Origin of the sequence: Pseudomonas guariconensis (assembly GCF_015680235.1) — a bacterium.
GTDB lineage: Bacteria > Pseudomonadota > Gammaproteobacteria > Pseudomonadales > Pseudomonadaceae > Aquipseudomonas > Aquipseudomonas guariconensis_A.
Genome location: NZ_JADLJL010000032.1, coordinates 20,706 through 32,577 on the forward strand (window position 1 = coordinate 20,706; position 11,872 = coordinate 32,577).

The following is an 11,872-nucleotide window of genomic DNA, read 5'->3' on the forward strand; positions in this document are numbered from 1 at the left end:
GGCCGGCACACGCGTGAAAACGACCCTTCTGCACGAATTACGCGCCGGCCTCTTTACACCAAATGCAAATCTTTCGCATTATGTTGCGGTTTCGTATCCCACAGCACACTGTCCAACCCCACGACGCAGGAAACCTACAATGATTCGAATGCCTCTGGCCTCCGCCAGTCTGCTGGCCATCGCCATCGCCCTCGCCGGTTGCGGCGAGAGCAAGGATGAAAAGGCTCCCGCTGCGCAAGCACCGGCAGCTGCTGCCACCACCGCCGCGGCGCCGGGGGCTGTCGACGAAGCGGCCGGCAAGGCCGTGGTCAAGCATTACGCCGAGATGGTCCATGCCGTCTACAGCGACTCGCTGAGCACCGCCAAGGCCTTGCAGACCGCGATCGATGCGTTTCTCGCCAAGCCCAACGACGAGACCCTGAAAGCCGCTAAAGAAGCCTGGGCCGCTGCACGCGTACCGTACCTGCAGAGCGAAGTCTTCCGCTTCGGCAACACCATCATCGACGACTGGGAAGGCCAGGTGAATGCATGGCCCCTGGACGAAGGCCTGATCGACTACGTCGACAAGAGCTACGAACACGCCCTGGGCAACCCGGCGGCCAGCGCCAACATCATCGCCAACACCGAGATCCAGGTGGGCGAAGAGAAGGTCGACGTCAAGGACATCACGCCTGAGAAACTGGCCAGCCTGAACGAGCTGGGTGGTTCCGAGGCCAACGTCGCCACCGGCTACCACGCCATCGAATTCCTGCTGTGGGGCCAGGACCTCAACGGTACCGGCCCAGGCGCCGGCAACCGCCCTGCCTCCGACTATCTGGAAGGCGAAGGCGCCACCGGTGGCCATAACGAGCGCCGCCGCGCCTACCTGAAGGCCGTGACCCAGCTGCTGGTCCAGGACCTGGAAGAAATGGTCGGCAACTGGGCACCGAACGTCAGCGACAACTACCGCGCCAAGCTCGAAGCCGAGCCTGTGGCCGATGGCCTGCGCAAGATGCTGTTCGGCATGGGCAGCCTGTCGCTGGGCGAACTGGCCGGTGAGCGCATGAAGGTCTCCCTGGAAGCCAATTCGCCGGAAGACGAACAGGACTGCTTCAGCGACAACACCCACTACTCGCACTTCTACGACGCCAAGGGCATCCGTAACGTCTACCTGGGCGAGTACACCCGCACCGACGGCACCAAACTGGCCGGCCCGAGCCTGTCCTCGCTGGTAGCCAAGATCGATCCGGCCACCGACGCCACCCTCAAGGCCGACCTGGAAGCCACCGAGGCGAAGATCCAGGTCATGGTCGACCGCGCACTCAAGGGCGAGCACTACGACCAGCTGATCGCCGCCGACAATGCGGCCGGCAACCAGGTCGTGCGCGACGCCATCGCTTCGCTGGTCAAGCAGACCGGCGCGATCGAGCAGGCCGCCGGCAAGCTGGGCATCGCCAACCTGAACCCGGACACCGCTGATCACGAGTTCTGATCCGACGCGTTCGTGGTTCGACAGAGGTGGCCTCTGGCTAATCCGCACTTGGGGCTGCTATGCAGCCCATCGCCGGCAAGTCGGCTCCCACTGGCACAGTGCTGTCTTTGAGACTGATGCGTTACTTGTGGGAGATTACCCAGCCCTTCGGGCTGCGCTGTCGCGCAGAGAACAAGCGGCTAGCGCCACCCCCCTGTGGGAGCGGCGGTGCGGCGGTCCGACTTGTCCCGCGATCAAGGGCGACGGTGATATCCGGCCCGGCCCAATCGCGGGACAAGCCCGCTCCCACAAGGCCCGCAAAATCAAATAGTTATGCGTTGTTCTATGAGAGCCGGCTTGCCGGCGATGGCCGGGCAGCGCCCCGCGTCCTTCTGACAGGCACTAGCCTTCGGGCCGCCTTTTTCTCGGGTAGCGTGCAACAGACACGCCCCCTGTGCTTCGCGCTTACAAAAAGTGCGCCCGCCTCTGACGATGATTTCATCCAGCAATTGCAAATTGCTCTTATTCAAACTTCTTCACCCTGCTAAGCTTGCACGCCGGTTTTTTAGTCCATAGCCAGGATCCTCGATGCCCGCGTCGCTGTTCCGACTCTCCCCTTTGCTGCTGGTCGCCGCCCTGGCCGCCTGTGACGACGCCCCGCGTTTCACCCAGGCCGAGCCCGGCGAAGCCCTTTCTGGCGGCAAGGCAACGGTACAACGCAGCGACCGCAACGCGTATTCCCTGCCCTCGGCCAACCTTTCGCCAGAACGGCGCCTGGACTTCAGCGTCGGCAACAGCTTCTTCCGCAACCCCTGGGTCATCGCGCCGTCCACCACCACCGCCCGAGACGGCCTGGGCCCGCTGTTCAATACCAACGCCTGCCAGAACTGTCACGTACGCGACGGCCGTGGCCACCCGCCCGAGCTCGACGCCAGCAATGCGGTGTCGATGCTGGTGCGCCTGTCGATCCCCGACCAACCGCAGTATGTGAAGGAAATCGAGCGCCTGGGCGTGGTTCCGGAGCCGGTCTACGGCACCCAGCTGCAGGACATGGCCATCCCGGGCGTGGCGCCGGAAGGCAAGGTACGCGTGACATACACCACCGAGACGGTCACCTTCGAGGATGGTCACCAGGTCGAACTGCGCCGCCCGAAACTGCAGATCACCCAGCTCGGCTACGGCCCCATGCACCCTGATACCCGGTTCTCCGCACGGGTAGCCCCACCGATGATCGGCCTGGGCCTGCTCGAGGCCATCCCGGAGGCCGCGATCCTGGCCAATGCCGACCCGCATGACCGTAACGGCGATGGTATCCGTGGCCGTGCCAACCAAGTCTGGGACGACGCTGCCGGCAAAGCCGTGCTCGGCCGCTTCGGTTGGAAGGCCGGCCAGCCCAACGTCAACCAGCAGAACGTCCATGCCTTCGCCGGCGACATGGGCCTGACCAGTACCCTGCTACCCTTCGACGACTGCACACCGGCCCAGGCGGCCTGCCTGGCCGCCCCCAATGGGGACGGGACCGATGGCGAGAAAGAAGTCAGCGACAACATCCTGCGCCTGGTCACCTTCTACACCCGCAACCTGGGTGTGCCGGCACGCCGCGACGTCGGCGCGCCGCAGGTACTGGCCGGCAAGACCCTGTTCTTCCAGGCTGGCTGCCAGGGCTGCCATACCCCGCAGTTCACCACCGCTGCCGATACCCCGGAGCCGGAACTGGCCAACCAGGTGATCCGCCCCTACAGCGACCTGCTGCTGCACGACATGGGCCCGGGCCTGGCCGACGAGCGCAGCGAATTCAAGGCGTCCGGGCAAGACTGGCGCACCGCGCCGCTCTGGGGCATCGGCCTGAGCGAAACGGTCAGCGGCCATACCCAGTTCCTCCATGACGGGCGCGCCCGCAACCTGCTCGAGGCCGTGCTCTGGCACGGCGGCGAAGCCCAGGCGGCGCGCGACCATGTACTGACCTTCAATGCCGAGCAACGCGCCGCGTTGCTGGCCTTCCTGAACTCACTTTAAGCGCAAGGAGCCGGGCATGTTCCGACCCAAACTGTTGTTCACCAGCCTCGCCGCACTCGCCCTCGGTGCCTGTTCGCCGCAAGACCCACAAGCGGTTACCTCCGCGGCCATCGCCAAGCAGGTGATCCTGCCGACCTACAGCCGTTGGGTCGAGGCCGACCGCCAGCTGGCCAGCAGCGCCCTGGCCTACTGTGAAGGCAAGGCCTCGCTGGAAACCGCCCGCGCCGACTTCCTCAACGCCCAGAAAGCCTGGGCCGAGCTCCAGCCGCTGCTGGTAGGCCCGCTGGCCGAAGGCAACCGCGCCTGGCAGGTGCAGTTCTGGCCGGACAAGAAGAACCTGGTAGGCCGCCAGGTCGAGCAATTGGTCGCCGGCGACAAGCCGATCGACGCTGCGGCACTGGGCAAGGCCAGCGTGGTGGTGCGTGGCCTGTCGGCCTACGAGTACATCCTGTTCGACAGCAAGCCGGACGTCGCCACCCCGGAACAGAAGGCCCGCTACTGCCCGCTGCTGGTGGCCATCGGCGAACACCAGAAGGCCCTGGCCGAAGAGATCCTCAAGGGCTGGAACAGCACCGATGGCATGCTTTCGCAGATGACCAAGTTCCCCAACCAGCGCTACGCCGATTCCCACGAGGCGATCGCCGACCTGCTGCGTGCCCAGGTCACTGCCCTGGACACCCTGAAGAAGAAGCTCGGCGCTCCTATGGGCCGTCAGAGCAAAGGCATTGCGCAACCGCTGCAGGCCGAAGCCTGGCGCAGCAGCTCCTCGCTCAAGAGCCTGGAAGCCAGCCTCAAGGCCGCCCAGGCGGTATGGGTAGGCGTCGACAACCAAGGCCTGCGCGGCCTGCTGGGCAAAGACCAGAACGCCCTGGCCGAGAAGATCGACAACGCCTACGCCACGTCGTTGAAACTGCTGGCCGACAACCAGAAGACCTTGGGCGAGCTGCTCGCCGACGACGCCGGCAAGCAGGCCCTGGATCAGATCTACGACAGCCTCAACGTCGTCCACCGCCTGCACGAGGGCGAGCTGGCCAAGGCGCTGAATATCCAGCTGGGCTTCAATGCCAACGACGGTGACTGATCATGCTGCGACGCCAGGCCCTCAAACTCGGTAGCGTGTTGCTCAGCGCCCTGACCCTGGGTGGCTGGAGCCTGCTGCGCAGCAAGGGCAGCGAACCGCTGCTGCTCTCGGCACGCGATGACAGCGACGGCAAGCACTACGCCGTCGGTTACCGCCTGGACGGCACCCAGGTGTTCGCCACCCAGGTCGCCCAGCGTTGCCACGCCATCATCCACCATCCCGAACGGCCCATCGCCCTGTTCGTCGCCCGTCGTCCCGGCACCGAAAGCTACCTGGTCGACCTGCGTGACGGGCGCCTGTTGCAAACCGTAGCCTCCCAACCGGATCGGCACTTCTATGGCCATGCGGTGGTTCACAAGAGCGGCGAATGGCTGTACGCCACCGAGAACGACACCACCGACCCCGGCCGTGGTGTACTCGGCATCTACCGCTTCGAGGGTGACCGCCTGGTACACAGCGGCGAGATTTCCACCCACGGCATCGGCCCCCACGAAGTGGCCTGGCTGCCGGACGGCGAGACCCTGGTAGTGGCCAACGGAGGCATCCGCACCGAGGCCGAAAGCCGCGTGGAGATGAACCTCGACGCCATGGAGCCGAGCCTGGTGCTGATGCGCCGCGACGGCACCTTGCTGAGCAAGGAAACCCTGACCCAGCAGATGAACAGCGTGCGTCACCTGGCCATCGGCAGCGACGGCACCATCGCCGCCTGCCAGCAGTTCATGGGCGATGCCCACGAAACAGCCGAGCTGCTGGCGATCAAGCGCCCAGGCGAGCCGTTCAAGGCGTTCCCGGTGCCCGAGCGGCAATTGCAGTCGATGGCTCAGTACACCGCCAGCGTCGCCATCCACAGCGACCTGCGTCTGGTGGCCCTGACCGCACCACGGGCCAACCGCCTGTTCATCTGGGACCTGGACAGCGGCGCGGTGAAGCTCGATGCGCCGATGCCCGATTGTGCGGGCGTGGGGGCGGTGAAAGACGGCTTCGTGGTCACCTCCGGGCAAGGTCGCTGCCGGTTCTACGACTGCCGCAAGGCCGATCTGGTCGGCCAGCCGATGAACCTGCCGTCCGGGTTCTGGGACAACCACCTGCATCTGGTCTGAGCCCCTTTTCGCGGCACCAGGCCGCTCCTACAGGGTTTGCACGCCCCCTGTAGGAGCGGCCTGGCGCCGCGAAAGGGCCGCAAAGCGGTCCTGTTTATCCCTTCCTTCCATCTTCTTCGAAAAACAGGCAATACTTCCCCCATCCGCACGTGGGCAGGATCGCCCGTTGTCGTGCCATACGAACAACAACCATTCTCCAAGGAACCGGAACTATGCTGCGCCGCCGCATGCTGATCATGTTGGCCGTGGTCCTGCTGATCGTGCTGGTCCTGGGTGGCATCAAGGCGTTCTCGATCTACCAGCAGGTCCAGATGTTCTCCGCCCCGAAACCACCGGTGAGCGTCGCCGCGGCGCTAGCCGAGCAGCGCCAGTGGCAGGAACGCCTGCCCGCGGTCGGCAGCCTCAAGGCCTTCCAAGGTGTCGAGCTGAGCCTGGAGGTGGCGGGCACGGTCAAATCGCTGCACTTCGAATCCGGCCAGCAGGTCAAGGCCGGCCAGCTCCTGCTGCAACTGGACCACGACCAGGAAACGGCTCTGCTGGGAACCGCCCAGGCCGACCTGGGCCTGGCCAAGGTCGACTTCGGCCGTGGCAGCCAGCTGGTCGGTGACGCCGCCATCTCCCGTGGCGAGTTCGACCGCCTCACCGCCCAGTACCGGCGCAACCAGGCCGTGGTCGACCAGCTCAAGGCATCGCTCGCGAAAAAGAGCATCAGCGCCCCCTTCAGCGGCACCATCGGTATTCGCCAGGTGGACGTGGGCGACTATCTCGCCAGCGGCACGGTGATCGCCACCCTGCAGGACCTCTCCAGCCTCTATGTCGATTTCAACGTGCCCGAGCAGGCACTGCCGCAACTGAACCTGGGCCAGCAGGTACTGGTGCAGGTGGCGGCCTATCCAGGCCAGACCTTCCCCGCCACCCTCAGCGCCATCAACCCCAAGGTCGAGGAAAGCACCCGCAACCTGCTGGTACGTGCCACCCTGGCCAACCCCGACGGCAAGCTGCTGCCTGGCATGTTCGCCAGCCTGCTGGTGCTGCTGCCCAACCCGCAGCCGCAGGTCGTGGTCCCGGAAAGCGCCATCACCTATACCCTCTATGGCAATTCGGTGTATGTCGTGACCCAGAAGAAGGACAAGGACGGCCAACCGGAGAGCAACGCCGACGGCCAGCCACAGCTGATCGCCGAGCAACGCACGGTCAAGACCGGTGAGCGCCGCGACGCAGTGGTGGTGGTAAGCGAGGGCCTCAAGGCCGGCGAACAGGTGGTGACCGCCGGGCAACTCAAGCTGACCCCTGGGGCGGCCATCCGTATCAGCGCCGACAAGGCCCTGAAGCAGGATGGCCAGGGCGCCCCGGGCGCCAATTGAGCAGGAGGCTGGCATGGCTTTCACCGACCCGTTCATCCGCCGCCCCGTGCTCGCCAGCGTGGTCAGCCTGCTGATCCTGCTGCTGGGCTTCCAGGCCTGGAGCAAGCTGCAGATCCGTCAGTATCCACAGATGGAAAACGCCCTGATCACGGTGACCACCGCCTACCCCGGCGCCAACGCCGAGACCATCCAGGGCTACATCACCCAGCCGCTGCAACAGAGCCTTGCCAGCGCCGACGGCATCGACTACATGACCTCGGTGAGCCGGCAGAACTTCTCGGTGATCTCGGTCTACGCGCGCATCGGTGCCGACACTGACCGCCTGTTCACTCAACTACTGGCCAAGGCCAACGAGGTCCGCAACAAACTGCCCCAGGACTCCGAAGACCCCGTCCTGAGCAAAGAGGCCGCCGACGCTTCGGCGCTGATGTACATCAGCTTCTACAGCCAGCAGATGAGCAATCCGCAGATCACCGACTACCTGTCGCGGGTGATCCAGCCCAAGCTGGCCACCCTGCCCGGCATGGCCGAGGCCGAGATCCTCGGCAACCAAGTGTTCGCCATGCGCATCTGGCTCGACCCGGTGAAGCTCGCCGGGTTCGGCCTGGCCGCCACCGATGTGACCGACGCGGTGCGCCGCTACAACTTCCTCGCCGCCGCTGGCGAGGTGAAGGGCGAATATGTGGTCACCAGCATCAACGCCACCACCGAGCTCAAGTCCGCGGAGGCCTTCGCCAAGTTGCCGGTCAAGACCGCCGGCGACCGGCGCGTACTGCTGGGCGATGTGGCACGCGTGGAGATGGGAGCGGAAAACTACGACACGGTCAGCTCCTTCGATGGCACGCCGTCGGTGTACATCGGCATCAAGGCCACACCCGCCGCCAACCCGTTGGAGGTGATCAAGGAAGTGCGGCGGATCATGCCCACGCTCGAGGCAGAACTGCCCTCGAACCTCAAAGTGTCCATCGCTTACGACGCGACCTTGTTCATCCAAGCCTCTATAGACGAGGTGATCAAGACGCTTGGCGAGGCGGTGCTGATCGTCATCGTCGTGGTGTTTCTGTTCCTCGGTGCATTGCGCTCGGTGCTCATCCCAGTGGTGACCATCCCGCTGTCGATGATCGGTGTGCTGTTCTTCATGCAGATGATGGGCTACTCGCTGAACCTGCTGACCTTGCTAGCGATGGTGCTGGCCATCGGGCTGGTGGTGGACGACGCCATCGTGGTGGTGGAGAACATCCACCGGCACATGGAAGAAGGCAAGACGCCCTTCGAGGCCGCACTGGAAGGCGCTCGGGAGATCGCCATGCCGGTGGTGTCGATGACCATCACCCTGGCGGCCGTCTACGCACCGATTGGTTTTCTCACAGGCCTGACCGGCGCCTTGTTCAAGGAGTTCGCCCTGACCCTGGCGGGCGCGGTGATCATTTCCGGCATCGTCGCCCTGACCCTGTCGCCGATGATGTGCGCTGTGTTGCTGCGCCACGAGGAGAACCCCAGCGGCCTGGCCCATCGGCTGGACATGCTGTTCGATGGCCTCAAGGTCCGCTACCAGCGCTTGCTGCACGGCACCCTGAACAGCCGCCCGGTGGTTCTGGTGTTTGCCGTGATCGTGCTGTGCCTGATCCCGGTGCTGCTGATGTTCACCCGCAACGAGCTGGCGCCGGATGAAGACCAGGGCGTGATCTTCATGATGAGCAACGCCCCCCAAACCGCCAACCTGGACTACCTCAACGCCTACACTGACGAATTCACGCCGCTGTTCAAGACCTTCCCCGAATATTACTCGTCGTTCCAGATCAACGGCTTCAACGGTGTGCAGAGCGGTATCGGCGGGTTCCTGCTCAAACCCTGGAACGAGCGCGAGCGCACCCAGATGGAGCTGTTGCCGCTGGTGCAGGCGAAACTGGAAGAAATCGGCGGCCTGCAGATTTTCGGCTTCAACCTGCCCTCGCTGCCCGGTACGGGCGAAGGGCTACCCTTCCAGTTCGTGATCAACACCGCTGGGGATTACCCGGCCCTGCTAGACGTGGCCCAACGGATCAAGGCCCGCGCCCAGGCGTCGGGCAAGTTCGCCTTCCTCGACATCGACCTGGCCTTCGACAAGCCCGAGGTGGTGGTGGACATCGACCGGGCCAAGGCCGCGCAGATGGGCGTTTCCATGGGTGACCTGGGCGGTACCTTGGCGACGTTGCTGGGTGAAGGGGAAATCAACCGTTTCACCCTCGAAGGGCGCAGCTACAAGGTCATCGCCCAGGTCGAACGGCCGTATCGGGACAACGCCGGTTGGCTCAACAACTACTACGTGAAGAACGACCAAGGCCAGTTGCTGCCCCTGTCGACCCTGATCAGCGTCAGCGACCGCGCCCGGCCGCGCCAGCTCAATCAGTTCCAGCAACTGAACTCGGCGATCATCCAGGGCTTCCCCATGGTGAGCATCGGCGAGGCATTGCAGACCGTGCAGGCGATCGCCCATGAGGAGGCGCCGGAAGGGTTCTCGTTCGACTACGCAGGGGCTGCCCGGCAGTTCGTTCAGGAAGGCAGCGCACTTTGGGTCACCTTCGGCCTGGCCTTGGCGATCATCTTCCTGGTGCTGGCGGCCCAGTTCGAAAGCTTCAGGGACCCACTGGTGATTCTGGTGACCGTGCCGCTCTCGATCTGTGGGGCGCTGTTGCCGCTATTTCTTGGGGTGTCGAGCATGAACATCTATACCCAGGTGGGCCTGGTGACGCTGATCGGCCTGATCAGCAAGCACGGCATCCTGATCGTCGAGTTCGCCAACCAGTTGCGCGAAGACAAGGGCCTGGGCGTGCGCGAGGCCATCGAGGAAGCCGCCGCCATTCGCCTGCGACCGGTGCTGATGACCACGGCGGCCATGGTGTTTGGCATGGTGCCGCTGATCCTGGCCACCGGGGCCGGGGCGGTCAGCCGGTTCGACATCGGCATGGTGATCGCCACCGGGATGTCGATCGGCACCTTGTTCACGCTGTTCGTGTTGCCATGTATCTATACGCTGCTGGCGCACAAGACCACGGCGAAGGTTTAGATCCGTGCCACCCTCTTCGCGGGCAAGCCCACTGGTCGCCAAGCCCGCTCAGTCGTATGCGGGGCCGATGATGCGGGCAATAAAAAACGCCAGGGGCCCGTCATGGGCCCCTGGCGTTTTCATCCATCACGCGCTCGCTCACCCGAACGGTCGCAGCCCCTGGCGCATACCGAAGAGGAACAGCAACAGGTCATTGTCCGGCTGGACCGCCGTCTGTTGTTTCACTTGTCGGGGTATTGCGCACAGGCCCCCGTCTTCGGATTTGCTGAACACTGCGGACCGAGGCTCTTCCCAGGCCGCTACCGCCGCGGTGGTCACCGCCAGTGCAGCCAACAGGAACAAAGCTCGAGCGATTTCTAGTTTCATTGCTCTAACCCTTTGACAGCGCTGCCAAACGCCATCTGGTAAAAATAGAGCAGTGTCTGCCAATGCGCCTCATTGAATGACGAATGGCGCCTCAGCTGGCGCAGGTCGTTGTAGGCCGCGCGCTGGCAACTGATGCGCCGCCGGCACTTCTCCAGGTCCAGCAAGGCGACTTCGGCCCGGGCCTGTTCACCCTCGCCGATAACCTTGACGAACACATGCTTGCCATACAGGCAGCCATGCTGCCAGTGCCCCAGGTGCATGCGCGCCAGGTTGTCGGCCAGGTCTTTGAGCATGCGCTCGTGTAGCGCTTGCGGATAACGTTCCACGGCACCCTCGGCATGCCAGGTGTCCAGGTCGACGAAGCCGTCGAGGGCTTCGCTCACCAACAGCGCCCGCCATTGATGGTCGGCGCCTCGTTCAGCGCCACCGAAGACGATACGCGGTACGCGCACGCCCAGCTGTTCGAAACTGTGCAAGGCATCCAGCTCGCGCAATACCGTTGGTCGGCCGAAGGGATGGCGCAGGCTGCGGTATAGATGCCCGACCTGGCGCTTGGCATACAACAATTGCCCACCCGCCATCAGACGTTGCACGCCACTTTCGCCGCCGCGGCGCTGGTTGGGCTCTTCGACCCATTCACCCTGCTGGCCCCAGTAGTACTCGAACTGGGAACCTGTATTGCCGGCCACTGCCATGAAAACCTACCCCTTGCGTAATACGTATACCCGCCACATGGCGTAGAACGGCAGGAAGTCCAGGCGATCCTGGATACGGAACCCTGCTGTCATAAATTCTTCTTCGATTGTATCAACTGGTAACACAAAGCGATTCTGGTAACTGCCCTGCTCCGCCTTGGCGCTGCGTCGGCGCTCGAGTTTCTTGCGACGCCACGCCTTGAAATTGCCATCCACCCACAGCGAGAGGATCACGCTGTCGCGGCTAACCCGATGAAATTCCGAGAGAATCGCCTGGCGATGCGCGGCCTCGCCGATATGGTGGAACAGGCGCATGCAGAAGATGCTGTCGACCGCGTTGTCCGGCAGTTGGATATCGAATGCGGAAGTCTGCAAGGGGCGTACCCGCGACACCACCTCTGCTGGCTGCGAGGCACAGGCGGTCTCGATCATCGCAGCCGAGTTGTCGGCACCGATGATCACCCGGTTGGGCTTCTCTGCCAGCATCGGCCAGAAGCGCCCGGCACCGCACGGCAGGTCCAGCACCAGCCCTGGCTCACCGGCCAGGGCCAGGGCACGACGCGCCAACTGCTCGTCACGCTGGTGCGAGAGACGACGCGCCAGGCCGTCCTGATGCTTGAGGAAGTATTCCTGGGCATGTTGCCGGTCGTACTTCTCGGAAAATTCGAGTTTGATGGGGCTACGCATGGTGCACTCCTGACTCCAAGTGCGCTCACTCTAGGGTGCCAAGCGTCGGAATCAGGTCATGCGAATG

9 protein-coding genes are annotated in these 11,872 nt (G+C 64.1%); 6 read left to right on the forward strand and 3 right to left on the reverse strand.

Annotation, left to right across the window (positions count from 1 at the left end; all coding sequences use genetic code 11):
- Positions 1 to 139: 139 nt before the first annotated feature.
- The 6 genes from IRZ56_RS18700 (at position 140) to IRZ56_RS18725 (ending at position 10,057) form a co-directional block, all read left to right on the forward strand.
- Positions 140 to 1,471: an imelysin family protein gene (locus tag IRZ56_RS18700; protein WP_196146295.1), complete on the forward strand. Its 1,332-nt coding sequence runs from the start codon at positions 140 to 142 to the stop codon at positions 1,469 to 1,471.
- A 567-nt stretch (positions 1,472 to 2,038) separates the two neighbouring features.
- Entirely contained in the window at positions 2,039 to 3,466 is a 1,428-nt protein-coding gene (locus IRZ56_RS18705; protein WP_196146296.1) for a di-heme oxidoredictase family protein, read from the forward strand.
- A 16-nt stretch (positions 3,467 to 3,482) separates the two neighbouring features.
- Positions 3,483 to 4,547 (forward strand): imelysin family protein, encoded by a 1,065-nt coding sequence (locus tag IRZ56_RS18710; RefSeq protein WP_196146297.1) that lies wholly within the window; start codon positions 3,483 to 3,485, stop codon positions 4,545 to 4,547.
- A gap of 2 nt (positions 4,548 to 4,549) precedes the next feature.
- On the forward strand, positions 4,550 to 5,647 hold the full coding sequence (locus IRZ56_RS18715; RefSeq protein ID WP_196146298.1) for a DUF1513 domain-containing protein: 1,098 nt from the start codon (positions 4,550 to 4,552) through the stop codon (positions 5,645 to 5,647).
- A 212-nt stretch (positions 5,648 to 5,859) separates the two neighbouring features.
- Positions 5,860 to 7,011 carry an efflux RND transporter periplasmic adaptor subunit gene (locus IRZ56_RS18720; protein ID WP_196146299.1) on the forward strand — a complete coding sequence of 384 codons (1,152 nt, stop codon included), beginning with the start codon at positions 5,860 to 5,862 and terminating at the stop codon, positions 7,009 to 7,011.
- Between the two features lie 13 nt (positions 7,012 to 7,024).
- On the forward strand, positions 7,025 to 10,057 hold the full coding sequence (locus IRZ56_RS18725; RefSeq protein ID WP_196146300.1) for a multidrug efflux RND transporter permease subunit: 3,033 nt from the start codon (positions 7,025 to 7,027) through the stop codon (positions 10,055 to 10,057).
- Between the two features lie 138 nt (positions 10,058 to 10,195).
- Here the strand turns inward: IRZ56_RS18725 and IRZ56_RS18730 are convergent, their stop codons facing one another.
- The 3 genes from IRZ56_RS18730 to IRZ56_RS18740 are packed head-to-tail and all read right to left on the reverse strand — an operon-like array spanning position 10,196 to position 11,805.
- Complete coding sequence (locus tag IRZ56_RS18730) at positions 10,196 to 10,423, reverse strand: hypothetical protein (RefSeq protein WP_196146301.1); 228 nt, start codon at positions 10,421 to 10,423, stop codon at positions 10,196 to 10,198.
- Complete coding sequence (locus tag IRZ56_RS18735; RefSeq protein ID WP_196146302.1) at positions 10,420 to 11,118, reverse strand: lipopolysaccharide kinase InaA family protein; 699 nt, start codon at positions 11,116 to 11,118, stop codon at positions 10,420 to 10,422. Before IRZ56_RS18735 ends, IRZ56_RS18730 begins: the two co-directional genes overlap by 4 nt.
- 6 nt (positions 11,119 to 11,124) lie before the next feature.
- Positions 11,125 to 11,805, reverse strand: coding sequence for a class I SAM-dependent methyltransferase (locus IRZ56_RS18740; protein ID WP_196146303.1), 681 nt, complete (start codon positions 11,803 to 11,805; stop codon positions 11,125 to 11,127).
- Positions 11,806 to 11,872: the final 67 nt, after the last annotated feature.